Annotated in this window: 25 protein-coding genes; 12 read left to right on the plus strand and 13 right to left on the minus strand. The window is 63.2% G+C overall.

The genetic code is table 11. The features are described from left to right. From G455_RS25720 to parC, 3 genes are all read right to left on the minus strand, one after another. The coding region (locus G455_RS25720) for a GTP-binding protein (protein ID WP_143163231.1) at window positions 1-94 on the minus strand (94 nt) is incomplete at its 3' end. Between the two features lie 128 nt (window positions 95-222). After that, entirely contained in the window at window positions 223-867 is a 645-nt protein-coding gene (locus G455_RS24480; protein WP_229861824.1) for a hypothetical protein, read from the minus strand. Window positions 868-951: 84 nt separating this feature from the next. Continuing rightward, window positions 952-3,300 carry a DNA topoisomerase IV subunit A gene (gene parC / locus G455_RS0117010; protein ID WP_028094792.1) on the minus strand — a complete coding sequence of 783 codons (2,349 nt, stop codon included), beginning with the start codon at window positions 3,298-3,300 and terminating at the stop codon, window positions 952-954. Window positions 3,301-3,494: 194 nt separating this feature from the next. On the opposite strand from parC, the gene G455_RS0117015 reads away from it, so the two are divergent. The 6 genes from G455_RS0117015 to G455_RS0117040 all read left to right on the plus strand — a co-directional run bounded on the left by G455_RS0117015 (window position 3,495) and on the right by G455_RS0117040 (window position 7,814). Then, a complete protein-coding gene (locus G455_RS0117015; protein WP_028094793.1) occupies window positions 3,495-4,055 on the plus strand; it encodes an SH3 domain-containing protein in 561 nt (186 codons plus the stop codon). A 198-nt stretch (window positions 4,056-4,253) separates the two neighbouring features. After that, on the plus strand, window positions 4,254-5,081 hold the full coding sequence (locus G455_RS0117020) for an SDR family NAD(P)-dependent oxidoreductase (RefSeq protein ID WP_028094794.1): 828 nt from the start codon (window positions 4,254-4,256) through the stop codon (window positions 5,079-5,081). Between the two features lie 68 nt (window positions 5,082-5,149). After that, entirely contained in the window at window positions 5,150-5,356 is a 207-nt protein-coding gene (locus G455_RS0117025) for a twin transmembrane helix small protein (protein WP_028094795.1), read from the plus strand. A 3-nt stretch (window positions 5,357-5,359) separates the two neighbouring features. Further along, window positions 5,360-5,935 (plus strand): cob(I)yrinic acid a,c-diamide adenosyltransferase, encoded by a 576-nt coding sequence (locus G455_RS0117030; RefSeq protein ID WP_028094796.1) that lies wholly within the window; start codon window positions 5,360-5,362, stop codon window positions 5,933-5,935. Between the two features lie 194 nt (window positions 5,936-6,129). Continuing rightward, complete coding sequence (locus G455_RS0117035) at window positions 6,130-6,888, plus strand: electron transfer flavoprotein subunit beta/FixA family protein (RefSeq protein ID WP_028094797.1); 759 nt, start codon at window positions 6,130-6,132, stop codon at window positions 6,886-6,888. Continuing rightward, on the plus strand, window positions 6,888-7,814 hold the full coding sequence (locus G455_RS0117040) for an electron transfer flavoprotein subunit alpha/FixB family protein (protein WP_028094798.1): 927 nt from the start codon (window positions 6,888-6,890) through the stop codon (window positions 7,812-7,814). The genes G455_RS0117035 and G455_RS0117040 overlap by 1 nt, the downstream gene beginning before the upstream one ends. Window positions 7,815-7,911: 97 nt before the next feature. On the opposite strand, the gene G455_RS0117045 is transcribed toward G455_RS0117040, so the two are convergent. Next, window positions 7,912-8,742, minus strand: a complete 831-nt coding sequence (locus G455_RS0117045) for a DUF6473 family protein (protein WP_028094799.1) — start codon at window positions 8,740-8,742, stop codon at window positions 7,912-7,914. A 177-nt stretch (window positions 8,743-8,919) separates the two neighbouring features. Between G455_RS0117045 and G455_RS0117050 the strand changes: the two genes are divergently transcribed. Next, window positions 8,920-9,795 (plus strand): 3-hydroxybutyryl-CoA dehydrogenase, encoded by an 876-nt coding sequence (locus G455_RS0117050; protein ID WP_028094800.1) that lies wholly within the window; start codon window positions 8,920-8,922, stop codon window positions 9,793-9,795. 148 nt (window positions 9,796-9,943) lie between these two features. Here the strand turns inward: G455_RS0117050 and G455_RS0117055 are convergent, their stop codons facing one another. From G455_RS0117055 to G455_RS0117085, 7 genes are read right to left on the minus strand one after another with little or no spacing between them, the layout of a single operon-like run. After that, complete coding sequence (locus G455_RS0117055) at window positions 9,944-10,858, minus strand: lysophospholipid acyltransferase family protein (RefSeq protein WP_028094801.1); 915 nt, start codon at window positions 10,856-10,858, stop codon at window positions 9,944-9,946. 44 nt (window positions 10,859-10,902) lie between these two features. Beyond that, window positions 10,903-11,172, minus strand: coding sequence for an HPr family phosphocarrier protein (locus G455_RS0117060; protein ID WP_028094802.1), 270 nt, complete (start codon window positions 11,170-11,172; stop codon window positions 10,903-10,905). Between the two features lie 8 nt (window positions 11,173-11,180). Beyond that, window positions 11,181-11,579, minus strand: a complete 399-nt coding sequence (locus tag G455_RS0117065; RefSeq protein WP_028094803.1) for a PTS sugar transporter subunit IIA — start codon at window positions 11,577-11,579, stop codon at window positions 11,181-11,183. A 7-nt stretch (window positions 11,580-11,586) separates the two neighbouring features. After that, complete coding sequence (gene rapZ / locus G455_RS0117070) at window positions 11,587-12,471, minus strand: RNase adapter RapZ (RefSeq protein ID WP_028094804.1); 885 nt, start codon at window positions 12,469-12,471, stop codon at window positions 11,587-11,589. Beyond that, window positions 12,468-12,899, minus strand: coding sequence for an HPr kinase/phosphorylase (locus tag G455_RS0117075; protein WP_028094805.1), 432 nt, complete (start codon window positions 12,897-12,899; stop codon window positions 12,468-12,470). Before G455_RS0117075 ends, rapZ begins: the two co-directional genes overlap by 4 nt. A gap of 3 nt (window positions 12,900-12,902) precedes the next feature. Then, window positions 12,903-14,609, minus strand: coding sequence for a sensor histidine kinase (locus G455_RS0117080; protein ID WP_028094806.1), 1,707 nt, complete (start codon window positions 14,607-14,609; stop codon window positions 12,903-12,905). 48 nt (window positions 14,610-14,657) lie between these two features. Next, window positions 14,658-15,359, minus strand: a complete 702-nt coding sequence (locus tag G455_RS0117085; RefSeq protein WP_028094807.1) for a response regulator transcription factor — start codon at window positions 15,357-15,359, stop codon at window positions 14,658-14,660. Window positions 15,360-15,698: 339 nt separating this feature from the next. Between G455_RS0117085 and G455_RS0117090 the strand changes: the two genes are divergently transcribed. Next, the gene (locus tag G455_RS0117090) at window positions 15,699-17,297 is read left to right on the plus strand and encodes a phosphoenolpyruvate carboxykinase (protein WP_028094808.1); all 1,599 of its coding nucleotides are present in this window, start codon (window positions 15,699-15,701) and stop codon (window positions 17,295-17,297) included. Window positions 17,298-17,444: 147 nt separating this feature from the next. Here the strand turns inward: G455_RS0117090 and dgt are convergent, their stop codons facing one another. Then, window positions 17,445-18,776 (minus strand): dGTP triphosphohydrolase, encoded by a 1,332-nt coding sequence (gene dgt / locus G455_RS0117095; protein ID WP_028094809.1) that lies wholly within the window; start codon window positions 18,774-18,776, stop codon window positions 17,445-17,447. A gap of 683 nt (window positions 18,777-19,459) precedes the next feature. After that, window positions 19,460-20,038: an NAD(P)H-dependent oxidoreductase gene (locus G455_RS0117100; protein WP_028094810.1), complete on the minus strand. Its 579-nt coding sequence runs from the start codon at window positions 20,036-20,038 to the stop codon at window positions 19,460-19,462. A gap of 101 nt (window positions 20,039-20,139) precedes the next feature. Between G455_RS0117100 and G455_RS0117105 the strand changes: the two genes are divergently transcribed. The 4 genes from G455_RS0117105 to G455_RS0117120 all read left to right on the plus strand — a co-directional run bounded on the left by G455_RS0117105 (window position 20,140) and on the right by G455_RS0117120 (window position 22,680). Continuing rightward, window positions 20,140-20,739, plus strand: coding sequence for a TetR/AcrR family transcriptional regulator (locus G455_RS0117105; protein ID WP_028094811.1), 600 nt, complete (start codon window positions 20,140-20,142; stop codon window positions 20,737-20,739). A gap of 231 nt (window positions 20,740-20,970) precedes the next feature. After that, window positions 20,971-21,357, plus strand: a complete 387-nt coding sequence (gene rplS, locus G455_RS0117110; RefSeq protein WP_028094812.1) for a 50S ribosomal protein L19 — start codon at window positions 20,971-20,973, stop codon at window positions 21,355-21,357. 11 nt (window positions 21,358-21,368) lie between these two features. Further along, entirely contained in the window at window positions 21,369-21,590 is a 222-nt protein-coding gene (gene rpmE, locus G455_RS0117115; protein WP_028094813.1) for a 50S ribosomal protein L31, read from the plus strand. Window positions 21,591-21,870: 280 nt separating this feature from the next. Beyond that, complete coding sequence (locus G455_RS0117120; RefSeq protein WP_028094814.1) at window positions 21,871-22,680, plus strand: division plane positioning ATPase MipZ; 810 nt, start codon at window positions 21,871-21,873, stop codon at window positions 22,678-22,680. Window positions 22,681-22,735 lie beyond the last annotated feature (55 nt).

The following is a 22,735-nucleotide window of genomic DNA, read 5'->3' on the forward strand; positions in this document are numbered from 1 at the left end:
TCGCAGCCGTCAGCGTCGTCTTGCCGTGGTCAACGTGACCAATCGTGCCGATGTTCACGTGCGGTTTCGAACGATCAAACTTTTCCTTTGCCATGTCTTAGGCGCCCTTTTGCACTGGTGGGGTCCCAATGACCCGGTTTCCTCTGCGCGCGGCACATATTGGGTTCGGCAGGGAAAATCAAGGCCTCCCGCATCCGAACTCCAGCCCGCGGCCTGCCTGCATCAGCCGCCCACAGCGGGCGCCTGCATCGCGGGCGCATCGTTGGTCGTCAAGGGCACCACGTCATTCACCGTGGCCACGCCCTGGGCATCGGTCGCCGCGCCCTCACGGCGGTCGAACCAACCATGTTCCTTATGCATCTTGACCAGCCAATCCTCGATCTGACCGACCGCGTTCCGGGCCAGCCCCTGCATCTGCTCTTCGCGGGTCCGTTCGCGCCCCGACCCCATCAGCAGGGTGTTACCGGTGGTGGTTTCGAAGATGGTGAACTGTTCGACCTCGTCATTCAGTTTCTTCGCCGCCGCATCGTCCCAGACCGTCACATTGATGATCAGCGCCGATTTCGGATTGTAGATCACCGGTACACCCTTGGGGGCCAGCATATAGCCTTCGACCGAAATCCCCAGATGATAGAGCTGGCTGCCCTGATAGCGGCCGAAACGATCGGAGACCGCGCCGGTCATCACCGTGACCCATTCCTCGGCCGTGGCGTCGCGCGAAATCGGGCCCTTCTGCGCCTTGGAGGCGACCACGATGTTGTGACCGAGCCGGAATTCCCCGAGATCCGCGAGCGGTTCGTCAGGAGAAGCGGCAGTGCAGGCCGCCAGAAGGGCGAAACCGGCGAGCAGGGCGAAGATGCGGATCATGATCTCTCCGTAGCTGAACGTCGCCTCACGGGATAGACTACCGCGCAGCCGGGTGCAAACCTTCCGCGCGGCAGCGAGCCCCAGTTAGGTGAAACGGTTGTCGCGCGGGAAGCCATGCGGCGGACGTTTGCCGACGCCGGCCCGCTTGCCCAGCCATTCGGTCATATCCGGTTCGTGCCGGGTCTTGCCGCCGCCCATCTGCCAGCGCAGCCCCTCAGCCCAGTCGAAGGTGGTGAGATCCGCCAGCCCGCCATCAAGCTCGAGCGCCCCCTGCTTGCCACGGGCCTGATTGTATTTCTGCAACCGGACCCCCTTGCCACGGGCCATCTCGGGCAGTTCCTCCAGCGGGAAGACCAGAAATTTACCGTTCTCACTGACCACTGCAACGTGATCACCGGTCACCGGCTGACAGATCAGCGCGCGATCGCTGTCCTTGACGTTCAGCACCTGCTTGCCGCTGCGGGTCTGCGCGATCACATCGTCCTCGGCCACCACGAAACCGTTACCGGCGTTCGAGGCAACGATCAGCTTGCCACCCGACTTGTGGACCAGAATATCGACGATCTCCGCCTCGTTCGGCAGATCGACCATCAGCCGCAACGGCTCGCCCAACCCGCGCCCGCCCGGCAGATTCGCCGCTGACAGCGTATAGAACCGCCCGTTGGTGGCGAAGATCAGCAGCTTGTCAGTGGTTTCGGCATGGAAGATGAATCGCGGCCCGTCGCCATCGCGGAACTTCAGCTCACGCGTCAGGTCGATATGGCCGGTCATCGCCCGGATCCAGCCCATCTTGGAACAGACCACGGTGACCGGCTCGCGCTCGATCATCGCCTCGATCGGCACATCCTCGACCACGCCCGCCTCGGCAAAGACGGTACGGCGGGCGCCGCCCTCGTAATCCTTGCCAAAGGCCTTCTTGGTATCCCTGATCTGATCGGAAATCCGTGCCCACTGCAGGCCTTCGTCCTCCAGCAGATCCTCCAGCCCGGCGCGTTCTTCCATCAGCGCATCGCGTTCGCGCACCAGTTCGATTTCTTCCAGGCGCCGCAGAGACCGCAGGCGCATGTTCAAGATCGCCTCGACCTGGACCTCGGAAAGCTCCCCCTCGCCGGGCAGCGGAGTGCGGTAATCCTTCTCCGACATCGCCCGCGGATGGTCGATCGCCCAATCCTCGCGCATCAGTGCCGATTTGGGATCATCGTCATAGCGGATGATGTCGATCACCCGGTCGAGGTTGAGGAAGGCGATGATGAACCCTTCCAGCACCTCAAGCCTATGGTCGATCTTGGCCAGCCGGTGTCGCGAGCGGCGCAAGAGCACCTCTTGCCGGTGATCGAGGAAGGCGCGCAGCACCTCCTTCATCGAACAGACCTTGGGCGTCACCCCGTCGATCAGAACGTTCATGTTCAGGCTGAATCGCACCTCGAGATCCGAGTTGCGGAACATCATGTTCATCAGCACTTCGGGATCGACGTTCTTCGACTTCGGTTCCAGCACCAGACGAATGTCATCGGCGCTCTCATCGCGGACATCGCCCAGAATCGGGATCTTCTTGGTCTGGATCAGCTCGGCGATCTTTTCGATCAGCTTGGATTTCTGAACCTGATAAGGGATTTCGGTGACCACGATCTGCCACTGACCGCGTCCCAGATCCTCGGTCTCCCACTTCGCCCGCAGACGAAAGGCGCCGCGGCCGGTACGATAGGCCTGGGCGATGCTCTCGCGCGGCTCGACAATGGTGCCGCCGGTGGGAAAATCCGGGCCGGGCACATATTTCAGCAAGGTATCGTCATCGGCGCCCGGCGACTTGATCAGATGCAGACAGGCATCGCAAAGCTCGGCGATATTGTGCGGCGGAATATTGGTCGCCATCCCCACAGCGATACCGCTGGCGCCATTGGCCAGAAGATTGGGGAAGGTCGCCGGCAGCACCACCGGTTCGCTCAGCGTGCCGTCATAGTTGTCGCGGAAATCGACCGCGTCCTCGTCCAACCCTTCCAGCAGCGCCTCGGCCACCACGGTCATCCGCGCCTCGGTGTACCGGCTGGCCGCCGGATTATCGCCGTCGATGTTGCCGAAGTTGCCCTGACCGTCGACCAGCGGGTAGCGGACGTTGAAATCCTGCGCCAGGCGCGCCATCGCGTCATAGATCGCGGCATCGCCATGCGGGTGATAGTTGCCCATCACGTCGCCGGAAATCTTGGCGGATTTGCGGAACCCCCCGGTCGCATTCAGCCGCAACTGCCGCATCGCGTAGAGGATTCGGCGGTGCACCGGCTTCAGCCCGTCTCGTGCATCGGGTAGCGCCCGGTGCATGATCGTGCTCAGCGCATAGGTCAGATAGCGATCACCAATGGCACGGCGGAGCGGCTCTGCCGTCTCCTGGCCCGCGTCTGGCGGCTGCATATTGGGGTCGTCGATAACGTCGCTCATAGATCCTGTGATACGCGTGCGCGCGGCGGGCGTAAAGCGGCCCCGACGACAAGCCGAGAAGCTATCCACAGGAATGATTGGCGAAAACCGCCGACCGGATCGTCCGGCCGCCCGATCACCACGACACCCCGGAATGGGAAAACCTCACAGAGCTTCCCGCTATCGCGAATCGGCGAATGGGGTATGTTGCCCCCATGCGGCGCTTTATCGTTCTGTCCTTTCTGTTGCTGGCCTGGGTTTTCTACGAACTCAGCGGCGGCGCGGATTTCGTGCCGCACCGGCCAGCGCCAGCAGACACGCCCCAAGCCCGCCCTCAAACCGCCCAGACCACCCAGATTGCCACCCGCGCGGAGGCGACGCCTCCGGCCACCGTCGCCGCGAAAGTCGCGCCAGCCCCGACACAGCCATCCCCACAGAGCCCTCTGCGCACCGGCCTTTCCGGCCCTCTCGGCGGCCTTGAGCTCACGTCTCTGGCCCAGGCTGCGGCCGGGCTGCGCCAGGCCCCCCCGCCGGCCGAACCTGCGCAGGTCACCCCCGACATTCAGGAGACCACCGCCGACATCCGTGAGATCACCGGGCTCCGGGTCAACATGCGGGACGGCCCGGGCACCATCTACCCTGTGATCGCACGGCTTCAGCTTGGCGAGAAGGTCGAAGTGCTGGGCGACTCCGGCACCGGTTGGCTGCGCCTGCGCGGCCCGGATCGCAGGCTCGGCTGGGTTGCGGCCTCTCTGGTCAGCCGCAAAGCGCCCTGAGCCGACCAAAGCCCCCTGGCGCATTCCATATATCGACATATAGCGACGCGGCAGCGAATTGCCGAAGAAAAGGCAGGCGAGGGCCCGAAATTCGCCCTGTCGCGCACCGTGTTCCCCTGCGGCGTGGCCCACGGATTGCCCCGGCGCGGATTTCCGCCCATAGCTTACCAGGACCACAGGATCAAAGGCGGGCAAGCGATGCAGAAAACCATCCTGATCACCGGGTGTTCGTCCGGCATCGGACACGACGCCGCGATGGGGCTGCGAGAAAGGGGCTGGCGGGTTTTCGCCTCGTGCCGCCAGCAGCGCGATTGCGACCGGCTGCGCGCCCAGGGCTTCGACAGCCCGCGCATTGACTACACGGATACCGCCAGCATCGCCGCCGGGCTGTCGCAGGTACTCGAGATCACCGGCGGCAGGCTCGACGCGCTGTTCAACAACGGCGCCCACGGGCTGAACGCCGCAGTCGAGGATTTGCCGACCGAGGGGCTGCGCGAGATCTTCGAAGCGAATTTCTTCGGCTGGCATGAACTGACCCGCCAGGTGATCCCGGTAATGCGCGCCCAGGGGCACGGGCGCATCGTGCAGTGCTCTTCGTCTCTGGGACTGGTCTATATGCATTGGCGCGGGGCCTATGCGGCGACCAAACACGCGCTGGAAGCCTTTTCCGACACCATGCGGATCGAATTACGCGACGCCGGCATCCAGGTGGTCCTGATCGAACCCGGTCCCATCGGCACCAAGTTCCGCATCAACGGTCGCGCCTATTTCGAACGCTTCATCGACTGGCAATCCTCGCCCCGCCGCAAGGATTACGAAGCCAAGCTGATCCCGCGCATGTATGAGGCCACCGGCCCCGACCGCTTTGAACTCCCCGCGCGCGCGGTCACCGGGAAATTGATTCGCGCGCTCGAGGCGAAACACCCCCATCCACGCTATTACGTGACCATTCCCACCTATCTCAGCGGCTACCTGCGACGGTTGCTGTCGACACGCGCCACCGACTGGCTGATCCGCCGGATCTGAAAAACGGTTCGCTTTTGCGCCCTCACTGGCTTACATGTCACGCCAGAGGAGAGCCAAGCGAGGGCAAAATGGGAGATCCGCTGTTTCTGATCGTACTGCTGGCCGTGCTGGCCGTTGCGGTCGTGCTGTTGCTGGGGATCGGCGGTTTCGCCAAGGGCGGCGCCTTCAACGCGAAATATTCCAACAAGCTGATGCAGCTTCGCATCGTGCTGCAGGTGATCGCGGTTCTCCTGATCCTGCTTTACATCTATCTCAAACGCCAGGGAGGGGTCTGACCCTTGGTCGTGCTCAACAAGATTTACACCCGCACCGGAGACAAGGGCGACACCGCGCTTGGCAACGGAACCCGGGTGCCCAAATATTCCCCCCGGGTCGATGCCTATGGCACCGTCGACGAACTTAACGCCTTTCTGGGCGTGGCTCGGCTGGCCGCCTCTGACACGGAAATGGATACGGCACTGGCCCGCATTCAGAACGATCTCTTCGATCTCGGCGCCGATCTGTGCCGGCCGGAGATGGAGAAGGATGCCCAGGCGGATTATCCGCCGCTGCGCATCATCGCCGCCCAGGTTGACCGGCTCGAAGCCGAAATCGACGCGATGAACGCGTCTCTTGCGCCGCTGCGCAGCTTTATCCTGCCCGGCGGGGCGCCGCTGGCGGCCCAGCTTCATGTCTGCCGCACCGTATCGCGCCGAGCCGAACGCGCGGCGGTGGAGCTTGCCGCGCACGAGACGGTGAATCCCGAGGCCGTTCGCTATCTCAACCGGCTGAGCGACTGGTTCTTCGTCGCTGCACGCACCGCCAATGGCGGCGGCGCCGATGATGTCCTCTGGATACCGGGGGCCAACCGCTGAGCTTCCCACATCGCCACCGCATCGCCGAACCGGCGTTTGCGGCATTTCCGCAATTCAACATCTAAACGCGGCGTCTCTGTACCAAATCCTGTCGATTTTCCTCTGTTTTCCACGCAACACAGAGGCTAACACATGTCGGAACCCATGAGCCGCCCTGACTGTTTTGGGCAAAACAACCAAGGAGAGCAACGCATATGAAGGTATTGGTGCCTGTCAAGCGCGTGATCGACTATAACGTGAAGGTCCGCGTCAAGGCGGACGGCGCGGGTGTCGATCTTGCGAACGTGAAAATGTCGATGAACCCGTTCGACGAAATCGCGGTTGAGGAAGCGATCCGGCTGAAGGAAGCGGGCACGGCCTCTGAGGTGGTTGCGGTTTCGATCGGTGTGAAGCAGGCCCAGGAAACCCTGCGCACCGCGCTGGCGATGGGGGCCGACCGGGCAATCTTGGTGGTTGCCGCCGATGACGTGCATCAGGACATCGAGCCGCTGGCAGTGGCCAAGATTCTGGCGAAAGTCGTCGAAGCCGAAGAGCCTGGCCTGGTTCTGGCCGGCAAGCAGGCGATCGACAACGACATGAACGCCACCGGCCAGATGCTTTCGGCGCTGCTGGGCTGGTCGCAAGCCACCTTCGCGAGCGAGCTGAAGATCGAAGGCGACAGCGCCGTCGTGACCCGCGAAGTGGACGGCGGGCTGCAGACCATCAAGGTGAAGATGCCTGCCATCGTCACTGTCGACCTGCGCCTGAACGAGCCGCGCTATGCCTCGCTGCCCAACATCATGAAGGCGAAGAAGAAACCGCTGGACGAGAAGACGGCCGCCGATTACGGCGTCGACGTCAGCCCGCGCCTTGAAATCGTCAAGACCACCGAACCGGCGGCCCGTCAGGCAGGCGAGATCGTCGCCGACGTCGACACGCTGGTGGCGAAACTGAAAGAGAAGGGGATCGTGTGATGGCCGTTCTGCTGCTTGCCGAAGTGACCGATGGCGCGCTGGCGCTGGATGCCACCGCCAAGGCGGTGAATGCCGCCAAGACTCTGGGTGATGTGACGGTGCTCTGCGCCGGAGCCTCGGCCGCCGCCGCCGGAGAGAGCGCCGCCAAGATTGACGGGGTGTCGAAAGTGCTGGTCGCCGAAGACCCCGCCCTGGGCCACCGCCTGGCCGAAGCCACCGCAGCGCTGATCGTCAGCCTGGCCGGCGATTACAGCCACATCGTGGCACCGGCGACCACTGACGCCAAGAACGTGATGCCGCGGGTCGCGGCGCTGCTGGACGTGATGGTGCTGTCGGATGTGACCGGCGTGGTCGACGCCGACACCTTCGAACGCCCGATTTATGCCGGCAACGCGATCCAGACCGTGAAGTCGAAGGACGCCAAGAAGGTGATCACCTTCCGCACCTCGACCTTCGACGCCGCTGGCGAAGGCGGTTCTGCGGCAGTCGAAGCTGTTTCCGCCCCTGGCGATCCCGGCCTGTCGGAATGGGTCGAGGACAAGGTTGCGGCCTCTGACCGGCCCGAACTGACCTCAGCCAAGATCGTGGTCTCCGGCGGTCGCGGTGTCGGCTCGGAAGAGGACTTCAAGATCATCGAAGCCCTGGCCGACAAGCTGGGCGCCGCAGTCGGCGCCTCGCGCGCGGCGGTGGATTCGGGCTTTGCCCCCAACGACTGGCAGGTCGGTCAGACCGGCAAGGTGGTCGCGCCCGAGCTTTATGTCGCGGTCGGCATTTCCGGTGCGATCCAGCACCTCGCCGGCATGAAGGATTCGAAGATCATCGTCGCGATCAACAAGGACGAAGAAGCCCCGATCTTCCAGGTTGCGGACTTCGGCCTCGTCGCCGACCTGTTCCAGGCGGTCCCCGAGCTCACCGAAAAACTCTGAGCCGCTCTTCGGCCCTGCTGGCGCTCTTCGCATGAAGGGGCGCCGGCGAAAGACACTTTGAAAGGCCCGCTCTGGCGGGCCTTTTTCATGACCGCGCTCAGCCCAGTTCGCACAAACGCTCTGCCACCCGCTCGGCAATCAGGCGATGCATTGCCGGCCCAGGCATATGTTCCGCGCTCGGCGCCTGAAGCGGGCCATAGACCATGCGCTCCATTTCCCCCGCCTGCGCGGCGGCCGCAACGACCGGCACCTCGATCAGGCCGAGACCACCGCCCACCACCTGGTCGATCATCGCCCGGGTGACCAGCAATGGATCCGCCCCCAGCCCACCGCCGACCTCCTGACTGGCCTCTTCGGGATATCGCAGCCAAAGCAACACCACCCGCCCCTGCAGCGCACGCAAAAGACGTTCCATCCTGTCGAGCCAGACATCGCGCAACGCGCTGTGGATCTGCGAGAACCGATCCGGACTGATCCGCAGCAGCGTGTTGAGCAGATGTTTGGTGAAATGGAATTCGGTGAAATCCACCTCTGGGTAAAGCGCGGCAAGCCGATCGGACGGGGCAAGGAACCGATCGTTGCGGCGCGGATGTACCCGATAATACTGATTCGACAGATTCTGCGCCCCGCAAAGCTGCAGCACCACCGTCTCTGCCGCCGCAGCCACGCGCATCACGGCGGCATCGTTCAACAGCGAGTCGAGCCCCGAATTGGCACAGCCCAGATTGACGCAAGCGCGGCCCACCAAAGGCTGTGCCAGCGCGGGAAACGGGGCCTGGACGAAACGCCCGAAGGTTTCGCTCCCCCCCAGAAAGGCAACATAAGGCGCCTTGGGCACCACACAGGGACCACGAACCCAAAGCTGCGAGCCCGACAGCCGGCAGACCTGTTGATCCAGCACACCGGCACCTGAATTCTGATAGCTCATCTCGCCCCCCGGGGAGTTTCGGCAGGCTATTACCCTGCAGCCCACAGGGTTGCGATTCGGCTAACATAAGCATTTGTAACATAAGCATTTGAAACAAATTGAAGCGTTCGCCGCCTCTTGTCCGCGCGCCCCGCCTCCCGGTATGGTCTGCACGACAACGCGATGAAAGGCAGGTTCATGAGCATTCAGACAATCGGGGTGATCGGTGCCGGGCAGATGGGCAACGGCATCGCCCATGTGATGTCCCAGGCCGGTTACGATGTGGTGATGTCGGACGTCAGCCAAGACGCGCTGAACCGGGCGATGGAGACCATCCGCAAGAACATGTCCCGTCAGGTGTCACGCGGCAAGATGGCCGAGGCGGAGATGGAGGCGGCGCTGGGGCGGATCAAGACCACGCTGGACCTGGCGGATATCGGCGCCTCGGATCTGGTGATCGAGGCCGCGACCGAGCGGGAAGCGGTGAAACAGGCGATCTTCGAGGATCTACAGCCGCATCTGAAGCCCGACACGATCCTGACCTCGAACACCTCCTCGATCTCGATCACCCGGCTAGCCAGCCGCACCGACCGACCGGAAAAGTTCATGGGCTTTCATTTCATGAACCCGGTGCCGGTGATGCAGCTGGTAGAGCTGATCCGCGGCATCGCCACCGACGAGCCGACCTACAAGGCCTGCCTGGGCGTGGTCGAGCGGATCGGCAAGACCGCGTCCTCGGCCGAGGATTTCCCTGCCTTCATCGTGAACCGCATCCTGGTGCCGATGATCAACGAAGCGGTCTATGTGCTCTATGAGGGCGTCGGCAACGTGAAGTCGATCGACGAGGCGATGAAGCTGGGCGCCAACCATCCGATGGGGCCGCTGGAGTTGGCCGATTTCATCGGGCTGGACACCTGCCTGGCGATCATGAACGTGCTGCACGACGGGCTGGCCGACACCAAGTATCGCCCCTGCCCGCTGTTGACCAAATACGTCGAAGCCGGCTGGCTGGGCCGTAAGACCAAGCGCGGCTTTTACGACTATCGCGGCGAGGAACCGGTGCCGACGCGGTGAGTACCGCCGGGGTCACAACGACATGACACAGAGGGGCCCGACGGGCCCCTTTTTCTATCGGGCGACGGGAATGGATGCGGGCGACAGGAGCGGGGCCCTGCCCCGCACCCCGGGATATTTATAGCCAGAAAAGGCCGAAACCGCCCGGTCAGAGCCGGTCGGGGTGCTGGTCCAGCTCCAGCACGTAATTCCGCAACCAGGCCATGAAGCCGCGCGGGTCCTTTTGCAGCGGCGCCATCTGGTCGTCGGTCAGCACCTTGCCGATCACCGGTGCCTGCGGCTTGTGACAGGCCCGCACGATTTCATGCAGCAAGAGGCCCTGGCGCAGGATCGGGGAGATCTGGCAGGAGATCTGATAGGCGCGCGAATTGCGGCCCGGGAAATAGATCGGCACCACCTTGGCGCCCGACTTGCGGATCATCTTGGCGGTGAAGGCATGCCATTCGCGTTCGACCGGCGGGCCCCACCAACTGTCCGAGGACATCACCACCCCCGAGGGGAACAGCGCGACCACCCCGCCTTCGGCCAGATGCGTCATCGCCTTGCCGCGCATCTCGACCATCTTGCGCTGCGCGTCGGGATCGTGCGGGAAAGGCACCGGGATCATGAAGGAGGTCGCGGCTTCGTCAAGGCCAGTCAGGACCGAGCGGGTCAGGATGCGGTAATCAAGCCGGGTGCGGCCGATCAGCTCGGCCAGGATCATACCGTCGACCATGCCATGCGGGTGATTGGCCACCACCACGACAGGTCCCTCCTTCGGGATATTGGCGATCTGTTCCGCCGGCGTCTGCAGGTCGATCCCCATCACGTCGAGCGCGCCGCGCCAGAATTTCTGACCACGGAAATCGGCGTTCAGCTTTTCGAACTTGTTGACCATCCTCAGGATGCTGGGCTTGCCCGTCACCCATTCGATCGCCTTGATCGCCAAGGAGGTCCAACGGTCATCGAAGGAACTCGAATAGGTCAGCGTACGGCGATCGTAAATCTCGCCCTCGGCCTCGACCCCGGACGCGCCTGCCTGGGCGGAAAGCCCCGAATTGCTGTTATGCGCAGTCTCGACCAATGTGCCTGTTCCCGTTTATCTAGACGCCGGGCGCGCGGGCGCGCTCAATAATCCTCGCCGAACTTGTCGGCGACCAATGTTTCCAGCGCAGCGGCCAGCGCCTCGGCGTCCGGCCCCGTCGTCTCAACGTCAATAGTCGTTCCCTTGGACGCTGCCAACATCAAAAGCCCCATGATGCTGTCACCACCCGCGGTCATCCCGTCGCGGGAGACCTCAGCCCGGGCATCGAAGCCTTCGACCACCTCGACCAGCTTGGCGGAAGCCCGGGCATGCAGCCCTTTTTCATTCACGATTTTCAATGTGCGTCGGGTCATTTGGTCCGTCAGGCGTCGTTAAGGCTGATATTGCGGCTGTTGATATACTTGCGTCCGGCTTCCATCGCACCGCGAACCGCATCCCCGATCGGCAACTGGCGGCTTTTCGCCAGCTTGATCAGCATCGGCAAGTTCGCCCCATAGAGAATGCGACGATCCGACGGCGTGCAGGCCCGCAGACTGAGGTTCGAGGGAGAGCCCCCGAACAGATCGGTCACCAGCACCACCCCGTCGCCGGTATCGACGGCGTCGGCAGCGGCACAGATCTCGCGCTGCTTGCCATCGCGGTCATGCTCCGGCTCGATGGAAATCGCGGTCATGCCCGGCTGCTTGCCGATCACATGTTCGATGGCGGCCAGATATTCCTTGGCCAACCCCCCATGCGCGACAATGACAATCCCGATCATTCAGTCCCTATCCGTTCCGCTGGCTATCCAGCTCGCGGTGCCTAATTGACACCTGCTGACCGTCCTCTGCAAGGGCCTTCACCAGCGTTTCGGCCAGCATGACCGAGCGATGTTGCCCTCCGGTACAGCCGAAAGCGATGGAAAGATGCGCCTTCCCCTCCTGAGTGTAGGCGGGCAGCAGAAAGCGGGTGAGATCCAGAACCCGGTCGAAGAAGGGTGCGAACAGCGGATCGGCGGCAACGTGGGCGGCCACCGCCGGATCGCGCCCGTCGAGCGCGCGCAACGCAGGAACCCAATAGGGATTCGACAGAAAACGGCAGTCGAATACCATGTCGATGCCCCGCGGCAGCCCGCGCTTGTAGGAAAAGCTGTGCACCGTCAGCGCCAGCGCCCGGCCGGTATCCGGAGCAAACCAGCGCTCGATCTCTTCCCTGAGCTGATGCACGTTCATGTCCGAGGTGTCGATCAGCGTATCGGCACGCTCGCGCAGCGGGGCCAGCAGCCCGAGCTCCCGGCGTATCCCGGTCTCAGGGCTCTCCGCCGGCGCCAACGGATGCCGGCGACGGGTTTCGGAAAACCGCCTGAGCAGCACCTCGTCACGGCAATCGAGATAAAGCACGGTCAATTCGGTATCAGCGCGCGATGACAGCGTCTCGATCAGCTCCAACAGGCCTTCGGCCGAGAATTCTCGGTTGCGCGGATCCATTCCCAGCGCCAGCGGGCGGGGCGGGGTCGGCCCGTCCAACAGCAGCGGCACCAGCCTGAGCGGCAGATTGTCGATCGCCTCGAAACCCAAATCCTCGAGCGCATGGATCGCCGTCGATCGTCCAGCCCCCGAGGGACCGGTGACCAGTACCAGCCGAAACGGGTTGTTGGAACTGTCCTTTGTCATACCCTGCGCTGTCCGGTCCTGAGAAACTGCATCAAAGATGCCGCAAAATGTGGTGTTTCACTGCGCAGAAGCAAGGTGACATCACATCCCAGTATCGAAATGTTGCGCATAGGTGGCAGGCGATGGTCCTCGGGCAGGTCCAGATCGACAAGTGCGAACACCGGAGCGGGCCCGGCAGGCGCCGCCCCGAGCAGGCCGAGGCCGCGCGCCTCTATCAGCCCCTCGATCGCCGCGGGAGCGGAAGCGATCAGCCCATCGCCCTGCCGGGAGAGAATGGTGCGGTCATCGCTAACCAGCCTGGCCCCCAATGCCATCAGGCTCAGGGCCAGACCGGATTTTCCGCTGCCCGAGGCGCCGCGAATCACGAGGCCGCGCCCGGAGACGACAACACAACTGGCGTGCAACGTTTCGCTGGGCGGCCCCGACATGGATCAGACCGGCAGGCCGACGACGAAGCGCGCACCCAACGGATCAGAGGTGACATCGGCCTCGGTCGGGCGGATGTTCTCGGCCCAGATCACCCCGCCATGCGCCTCGACGATCTGTTTCGAGATCGCCAGACCGAGGCCGGAGTTATTGCCGAAATGCTCCTCCGGGCGTTGCGAATAGAACCGCTTGAAGATCTTGGTCAGCGCCTCTTCCGGGATGCCCGGGCCGGTGTCCTCGACCACCACCAGCACCCGGTTCTGCCGCTTGCGGGCCCAGACGCGGATCGCGTCACCCTCTTCGCAGAAGGAAATCGCATTGGTGATCAAGTTGACGAAGACCTGTGCCAGCCGCGCCTCGAGCCCGTGAATCACGATCGGAGCCTTCGGCAGGTCGGTAATATAGTCGATCCCCTTGGTCCTCGCGTCCTCCCCCAGATACTGGTTCAGATTGCCCAGCATGGTCAGCAGATCGAAGCTTTCCTGTTCCTCCTTGACCAGCTCCGCATCAAGGCGGGAGGCATTGGAGATATCGCTGACCAGTCGGTCGAGCCGCCGCACATCGTGTTCGATGATATCAAGCAGCTTGTCGCGCTGATCCTCCCGCTTGATCATCCTGAGCGTGCCGACCGCAGATTGCAGGCTGGCCAGCGGGTTCTTGATCTCATGCGCGACGTCGGCGGCGAATTGTTCGTTACCGTCGATCCGATTGTAAAGCGCCGAGACCATGCCGCGCAGCGCCCGGCTGAGGCGACCGATTTCATCCGGCCGCGCAGTCAGATCCGGAATCCGGACGCGGCCCGGGCTCATCTTCCGGGCATTCCGGTCACGTCCCAGTTCCGCAGCCTCGGCCAGATCGGCCAACGGATTGGCGATGGTCGAGGCCAGGACCAAGCTCAATCCCACCGAAACCAAAAGCGTCACCACGAACATCTGCAGCACCCGCTCCCGTTCGCCGCGGATCAGCATCTCGATCTCTCCCGCCGGGCTGACCAGCGCCAACGCACCGACCGGAGCACCATCCTGCAAGATCGGCGTCACCGCCGCCAGTTCGGCGCCGCGGGTCCCCGGGCTCAGGGTCGCGACCCGGGTCGTGCCCTGATCCAGCGCCTCGGGCAACAGCGCCCCCAACTGCGTCTCCAGCGGGGCGGCCTGTGGCACCCGATCCGAGGCCAGCACCCCCGCCAGCCCACGCCAAAGCGCCGACAGCCCGTCACTGATCGGGGTATGCCCGGCGATGTCACCAGTCGGCGCCGACAGGCCTGCGCCGGTACCGCGGGTCTGCCCCACGATCTGGCCGGCAGGATCGAACACGACCACCGCAACGCCATCGCGCAAAGTCAGCGCCGCCAGCGTATCGGCAACGTCGACACCATCGCCCGTTGCCAGGTTGACCGGCCCATGCCTGGGAAGCTGTGCCTCGAAGACATTGGCAGTCAGGCGCGCTTCGCCCGCCAGCACATTGGCCCGCTGCGCCACCAGATTGTCACGCGAGCTGTTGAGGTACAAAAGCCCCGCCACCAACAGTGTCAGGGCGATCAGGTTGAAGACGATGATCTTGCGCGTCAGGGGAGAGCCCCGCAGCGAAAAGAACCCGCGCCGGTCACGCTTGGCGCGCAATTCCTCGGCCACGGTGCTGTGGGGCGCGACCCAGTCGTCGCCCAGCACCACATCACCGTCGTGACGCAATTCAGAAGAGCCGGTGTCGCGCACGTCACCCCTTTCGGCAAGAACACATCCGGAAACGATCCCGGACAGCCGTTATTCCTCGTTATAGCGGTAGCCAATCCCGTACAGCGTCTCAATCGCCGAAAAATCCGGATCGGCGCTGCGCATTTTCTTGCGCAGGCGTTTGATATGGCTGTCGATGGTGCGATCGTCGACATAGACCTGATCGTCATAGGCCACATCCATCAGCTGATCGCGGCTTTTGACAAACCCCGGACGCTGCGCCAGCGCCTGCAGCAGCAGGAATTCCGTAACCGTCAGCGACACATCCTTGCCCTTCCAGGTCACCGAATGGCGCAAAGGATCCATCCGCAGATTCCCGCGCTCCATCACCTTGGTCTCGGGGCTGGTTCCGACTACGTCACCCGATACCGCCTCCTGACGGCGCAGCAAGGCGCGAATCCGTTCGACCAGAAGACGCTGAGAGAAAGGCTTCTTGACGTAATCGTCAGCGCCCATGCGCAGGCCCAGTACCTCGTCGATCTCATCGTCCTTCGAGGTCAGGAAAATCACCGGCATCTGGGTCTTCTGCCGCAACCGCTGCAGCAGATCCATGCCATCCATCCGGGGCATCTTGATGTCCAGAACCGCCATATCTGGCAGTTTCTTGTTGAAGGCGTCCAGCGCCGCCTGCCCGTCGTTGTAGGTTTCGACCTCGAACCCCTCGGCTTCGAGGGTCATGGATACTGAGGTCAGGATATTCCTGTCATCGTCAACCAAAGCGATCTTTGACATCGGCGTGCACCTATCTGCTCATGACTGCCACGTTTTTTCCCATATTCTGCCCTTTTTTCGCGTTGCGAATCAATCCTTAACTGCGAATCGAGCCGCCTTTGCGTTCTCAGGACAGCAGAAATTCCTTAAGCGAGGTTGAATTGTCGCACGTCTCCGAGGCAACGCGTCGCATGGTTGCGCTAAACATCGCCATGGTGGCGCTAACTGTGCCAAAGCGTCCTGTTCAAGCCCGAAAACGTCATGCTAAGAGGCCCCGCATCGGGAATTGAGCCCGATCATCGCCCCGAACAGCGATTGAACGACACGCGACGCCAGGCGCCGCCACAGGAGAATGACAGCATGACAACTGGACGGGTCAATCCCCAATTCCGCCTCGAAGACCAAGGCATCGAGGGCCTGGGCAATGTCTATTACAACCTGATTGAGCCGGCCCTGATCGAAGCCGCGCTGAAACGCGGCGAAGGCACCTTGGGTAAAGGCGGCGCCTTCCTGGTGACCACCGGCAAATTCACTGGCCGTTCGCCCAAGGACAAGCACATCGTCAAGACCGACAGCGTTGCAGACACCATCTGGTGGGAAAACAACGCCGAAATGTCGCCCGAAGCCTTCGACGTGCTGCACGCCGACATGCTGGCCCACATGAAGGGCCGCGACTTCTTCGTCGAGGATCTGGTCGGTGGCGCCGACCCCGAGTATGCGATCAATGTCCGCATGGTGACCGAACTGGCCTGGCACGGCCTGTTCATCCGCCACCTGCTGCGCCGCCCCACCCGCGACGCGCTGAACAGCTTCATCGCCGATTTCACCATCATCAACTGCCCCAGCTTCAAGGCCGACCCGGAGCGTCACGGCTGCCGCACCGATACGGTGATCGCCCTTAACTTCGACAAGAAACTGATCCTGATCGGCAACACCGAATACGCCGGTGAAAACAAGAAATCGGTGTTCACCCTGCTGAACTACCTGCTGCCGGAAAAAGGCGTGATGCCGATGCACTGCTCGGCCAACCACGCGGTCGACAACCCGGTCGACACCGCGATCTTCTTCGGCCTGTCGGGCACCGGCAAGACCACGCTGTCGGCCGATCCGGCCCGGGTGCTGATCGGCGACGACGAACACGGCTGGTCCGATAACGGCACCTTCAACTTCGAAGGCGGCTGCTATGCCAAGACCATCAACCTGAGCGCCGAGGCCGAGCCGGAAATCTATGCCACCACGCATAAGTTCGGCACCGTGATCGAGAACATGGTGTTCGATCCGGAAACCTTCGAGCTGGACTTCAAGGACAGCTCGCTGACCGAGAACATGCGCTGCGCCTACCCGCTGGACTATATCTCCAACGCGTCGGAAACCTCGCTGGGCGGTCACCCGAAGAACATCATCCTGCTGACCTGCGACGCCTATGGCGTGCTGCCGCCGATTTCGCGGCTGACCCCGGCCCAGGCGATGTACCACTTCCTGTCCGGCTTCACCTCGAAGACCCCGGGCACCGAGCGCGGTGTGGTCGAACCCGAACCCACCTTCTCGACCTGCTTCGGCGCCCCCTTCATGCCGCGCCGGCCGGAAAGCTATGGCAAGCTCCTGCAGGAAAAGATCGCCAAGCATGGCGCCACCTGCTGGCTGGTCAACACCGGCTGGACCGGCGGCGCCTTCGGCACCGGTTCGCGGATGCCGATCAAAGCCACCCGCGCGCTGCTGACCGCCGCCCTGGAAGGGTCGCTGAACGAGGCGGAATTCCGCAAGGACGTGAACTTCGGCTTCGAGGTTCCGGTTGCGGCGTCCGGCGTCGACACCCAGCTTCTGGACCCGCGCCAGACCTGGGCCGACAAGGACGCCTATGACGCCCAGGCCGCCAAGCTGGTCAAGATGTTCGCCGCGAACTTCGAGCAATATGTCGAACATATCGACGACGACGTGAAAGCCGTCGCCATCGGCTGAGGGTTTCCTCAAGACTGAGACAACAGACCCCGGCGGCAACGCCGGGGTTTTTCTTTGCCGAAGCCCGGCCCCGGAACAGACCGCGGACGGGGGCGCGGCCCCCGCACCCCCGCCGTATTTTCACCGAGAAGAAGGGGAGCGCCGGCCTCAGCCCACCCGGCCGGCGATCATGTCGCGGGTGCGCACGGCATATCGGTCCGTCATGCCCGAGACGAAATCGGCCAGCGCATGCAGAGCCGTGTAATCGTCAACGACGCCGCGCAGGTCGATATCGGTGGCGCGGATCAACTTGCCCCAATAGCGGCTTTTCAGAGCCTCCGGCTCCCACCCCTCGGCCTTCAGCGCCTCGAACAGCCCGTGGAAATGATCCAGCAGGTCATGCAGCACCTGCCGCCCGGCGATCTCAAGTTCAGTCTTGCGCCGCGCGGTGAAGATGCGCGCGTTGGAGATATCCTTCAGCTCACCGAAGGCGCCGGCCTTGGCGGAGACCTCCATCAGCCCATCGCTGAAAGTTCCCTCCATGATCGCCTCATAGTGGTCCATGAAGGCATCGACCGCCGCGTCGATCGCGCGGCCGATCGCCAGCGCCCGACGCGATGCCACGATCTCATGCGCCGTCATCCCCTCGGCATCAGGCCAATCCGGCGCCGCGATGCTTTCGAGGATTTCGATCACCCTGCCGGTTGGCAGATCACCGATGGTGGCAGCGTCCTCGAGATCGAGGATGCGGTAGCAGATGTCATCCGCCGCCTCGACCAGGAAGGCCAGCGGGTGGCGCGCCCACCAGCGCCCCGCCCCGGACATCCGTTGCGGCAGGCCGAGCGCGGCGGCGGTTTCGGCAAAGAGCGGCTCCTCGCTCTCGCACACACCGAATTTCTTCAGCCCGACATAGGCGGCGGAGCCGCTGACGACGGCCGTGCAGGGGTATTTCATGAAGGCGCCCAGCGTCGCGTAGGACAGTCGCATACCGCCAGCCCGGCGCCCCATCTCGAGCGAGGCCGCGATGCGGAAGCCCTGTGCGTTGCCTTCGAAAGCGGTGAATTCCGCCTGCCGCGCCCCGATCGTCGCCGCCAGCGCCGGGTCTCCGGCGAAGAGCCCAGCAAACCATTCGCCGATGCTCGCCTCGCCGGAATGGCCAAAGGGCGGATTGCCGATATCATGCATCAGGCAGGCGGCCTGTACCACGCCGGCGATCACATGCTGCTGGCCATCGTCGAGCCTTGCCTCATCGACCAGCCTCTGGCCGACGGCGATCCCGAGCGACCGGCCGACGCTGGCGGTTTCCATCGAATGGATCATCCGGTGGTGCAGGTGATCGTGATGCACCAGCGGATGCACCTGCGTCTTCTGCGCCAGGCGGCGGAACGGCTGGGAAAACAGGATGCGATCGTAATCCTGCAGGTAGGCCGGCCGGCCCGCGGTTTCCTTGTAATCCGGTCGGCACAGCCGCCCCGGGTTCAGCAGCCTCTGCCATTCCATCTTCATGCTCCGACTTCTTGCAGTTCAGGCCGGCAGAAAGTCACAGATCAATGATCGGGGCAACCTAGCTGTGAACGCCGCGCCAATCTCAGAGGCTGGCCTTTGAGGACCGAGCCAGGCGGCGCATGGCAGACCCAGCCAAGCCACCTTGGCTGGTCACGGCTTCGGACATCTGGCGTTGCATAGGTCCCACTGCAGCGTCGGGACGAACCGCTCGGCCTTGGCCATGCTGCAAGAGGTGTAGGGCCGAATGCGGAGGTGGCGGGTGGCGAAGGCCCCAGACGGCAAACCAGGCCCTGACCGCCACCAAGGCGCGATAGAGGAACCGGCCACCCCAAGGCACTGAGCGATGGGACCGCCCCCGAGCCCGAGGATCAGCGCGACCCGCCCCGCCTCCAGCCGATGCAGCGATCGGAGCGGCGCGCCAGACACATTTCCGGGCGCCGCCCTGCCCTCTCACGATACCAACTGTGCCAACTGCGAATCCTGCGCACAGAGACACCAAAATCCGCAAAATCCGCGGCGATCTTTGTGACCGACCGCCGTGCCGCGCGGTGGGGCACGATCAGCTCTCGACTGTGACAGACAAGGCGAGCCCGTGGGTGTGAGGGGACATCCTTCGGGCTCCTCGGCTGGAGTATGCCCCCCCGGATCGGAGGAACACCCCATCTCGAATTCAGCGCCTAGACCGCCCGTCCTGCCAGCCTGCGGGTATCGGCCAGCCAGCCCTCCACCGCTTCGCGCGTTGGATGGCTGGCCTGCGCGAAATGACTGATGCGCACCGGCTTCAGCCCGACAAAGCCAAGAATTTGCCGCTTGAGCTGCCAGTAAAGCGGCCGGTGCAGCAACCGGAAATACCACCACGGGCTGTCAGAGGTGAGGATCACCCGCCCGCTCCGCCCCTTGAGCAGTGGCTTCGGCAACTTGCCACGGGTGTCAAAAGTCCGGCCCGGCAGAAATGAACGGTCGATCAATCCCTTGAGCTTCGCCGGCAAACCGCCCCACCACATCGGCGTCACCAGAACGAAGTGATCGCACCAGGCGAGATCAGCCAGGAATTGCTCCAGATCCGGCTCCAGCGGCTTGTGCCTCCGATAGCCACCGAAACCGAAATCGGGATCGAACGACAGACCGGCAAGATGCGTCACCCGCAAGCTGTGACCGGCCTGCTCTGCCGCCTGCGCATAGGACTGCGCGATCTGCCGCGAGATCGAGGTTTCGGCAGGGTGTCCGTTCAAAATCAGGATGCGTTTCGGGGACATGGAACCTCCATAAATTGACCGCGGTCAATTCATCTATGGGAAATTGACTACGGTCAATACTAAATTTTGACCACGGTCGAATTTTGTGAGACACATCCAGCATGATGGATGCCATTCAACCTCGTGCGGTGAAAACACGCGCCCGCCTTCTGGCCACCGCCCAGGCGGTGATCGCCGAGACCGGATATGGCGCCATGCGTGTCGATGAGGTGGTGCGCCGTGCCGGCGTGGCCAAGGGCACTTTCTTCGCGCATTTCAAGGACAAGGATGCGCTGATGGACATGCTGATCGGCGCCGAGATGAATCACTGTCTCGACGCGCTGGAAACAGGTCCAGCGCCGCGGGACACCCCGGCGCTGATTCAGGCCCTGGGTCCACTGATGGCGCTCATGACCAGTGAACGCTATGTCTTCGACGTCATCCTGCGCCATTCCGGCGCCGCCGCGCGCGAGGATATCGGCCCCATCGCTCAGGCACTGGACCGGCTGGTCCGGCAGATCGCAAGCTGGATCACCGCGGGCCAGTTTCGCCACGATGCCGACCCTGAGCTGCTTGCCGAGGGGGTGCAGGCCTTCATGGCGCAGGCGATGGCGCTAAACTTCTGCGCCCTGCGCGGCAAACAGCCGCTGGACGCACGTCTCGCCCCCTTTCTGACGCGCTGGCTCAGCCCCGAAACGGGCCTTGATCCGCAGGGGCAATAGCCCTATACACCGCACGTTCGCGACCGGAATCGGTGTGCGGACCTGTTGGGTATGGGCAAGGACGCTTCTTCGACGTCCTCAGGTGCGCACCCGGCAGTTTCACAGAAAACCGACCTGATCTCTGGCGGGCGCCCCGATTGTTCGGAGCATGGCGGACCCGATGAAGACCAAGAGCTCTGAGGGCGCGCAAACCTTCGCGGAGCAACCGCGAGCATATCAGGAGAAGATGCGATGGATCTGATCGCACAGCTTGAGGCGGAACAAATTGCCGCCCTGGGGAAAGAGATCCCCGACTTCAAAGCCGGCGACACCGTGCGCGTTGGCTACAAGGTGACCGAAGGCACCCGTACCCGTGTGCAGATGTACGAAGGCGTCTGCATCAGCCGCAAGAACGGCGTCGGCATTGCCGGGTCCTTCACTGTCCGCAAGATTTCTTTTGGCGAAGGCGTGGAACGGATGTTCCCGCTCTATTCGACCAACATCGACAGCATCGAAGTGATCCGTCGCGGCCGCGTGCGCCGTGCCAAACTCTACTATCTGCGCTCGCGCCGCGGCAAGTCGGCCCGGATCGCGGAAGTGACCAACTACAAACCCAAATCGGCTGACGCCAAGGCGTAAGGAACGGATCGATGAAAAAAGGCATTCACCCCGATTACCACATCATCGACGTCAAGATGACCGATGGCACCATCATTCAGATGAAATCCACCTGGGGCTCCGAGGGCGACCAGCTCGCTCTGGACATCGACCCCAGCGTGCACCCGGCCTGGACCGGCGGCTCCTCGCGCCTGATGGATGCCGGCGGTCGCGTGTCGAAGTTCAAGAAGAAATACGAAGGCCTGGGCTTCTGATCCAGCCGTCCTTCGGACGCAAAAAGACGCCGTCGCTGGGTTCCAGCGGCGGCGTTTTTCTTTGCGCCCCGAACCCGGTCATCCCCGGGCCGACCGCCCCGCTGCCGCGCGCAGAGCACCCGGCCAGGGCGCGAAAAGCGGCAGCCTGAATGCCGCCCCCGGGCAGATTTCTCCTCCGCAGTCGCTTTCGCTCGGGCTTTGGGGTTTTTCTTGCAGCCGCCCCCATATATTGTATCTCCCTAGGGAAATCAGAGCCTAACAAAGGCCGAGGGACGGATCGATGGCGCATATTATCGTAGTTGGAAACGAAAAGGGCGGTGCGGGAAAATCCACCGTCTCGATGCATGTGGCGACCGCGCTGGCGCGACTGGGCAAGAAGGTCAGCGTGCTGGATCTGGACCTGCGGCAGCGCAGTCTCGGCCGCTATGTCGAAAACCGGGAGGAGTTTTTGCGAAGCTCCAGGCTGAGCCTGCCCACTTTCCGGCTACAGACCCTCCCCGAGATCGACCCGGCGACGCTGAACCCGGGAGAAAACGTCTATGATCACCGCCTGTCGGCTGCGATTTCCGGGCTGGAGGGCGACGCGGATTTCATCCTGATCGACTGCCCCGGATCGCATACCCGCCTGAGCCAGGTCGCCCATTCGCTGGCCGACACGCTGATCACCCCGCTGAACGACAGCTTCATCGACTTCGATCTGCTGGCCCATACCGACGAAAGCGGCGAAAAGATCCTCGGCCCCTCGGTCTATTCCGAAATGGTCTGGAACGCCCGTCAGCTGCGTGCCCAGGCCGGGCTCAAGCCGATCGACTGGATCGTGATCCGCAACCGGGTCGGCACCCAGCGAATGGTCAACAAGGAAAAGATGGAACGCGCGGTCAAGATGCTGTCGAACCGCATCGGCTTCCGCGTCGCGCCCGGCTTTTCCGAGCGAGTGATCTTCCGCGAGCTGTTCCCGCGCGGGCTGACCCTGCTCGACCTCAAGGATATCGGCGTGCGCCAGCTCAATATCTCGAATGTCGCCGCCCGGCAGGAACTACGCGATCTGATGAAGGCGCTGAAGCTGCCCGACGTCGAGGTGAAGATCTGAGGCCGCCGCTGCCGCTTTTCGCAATCGACCGAAAGGCGGCGCTCGCCGCGTCGGC

Source organism: Pseudodonghicola xiamenensis DSM 18339 (genome assembly GCF_000429365.1).
In the GTDB taxonomy this organism is placed as follows: Bacteria; Pseudomonadota; Alphaproteobacteria; order Rhodobacterales; family Rhodobacteraceae; genus Pseudodonghicola; species Pseudodonghicola xiamenensis.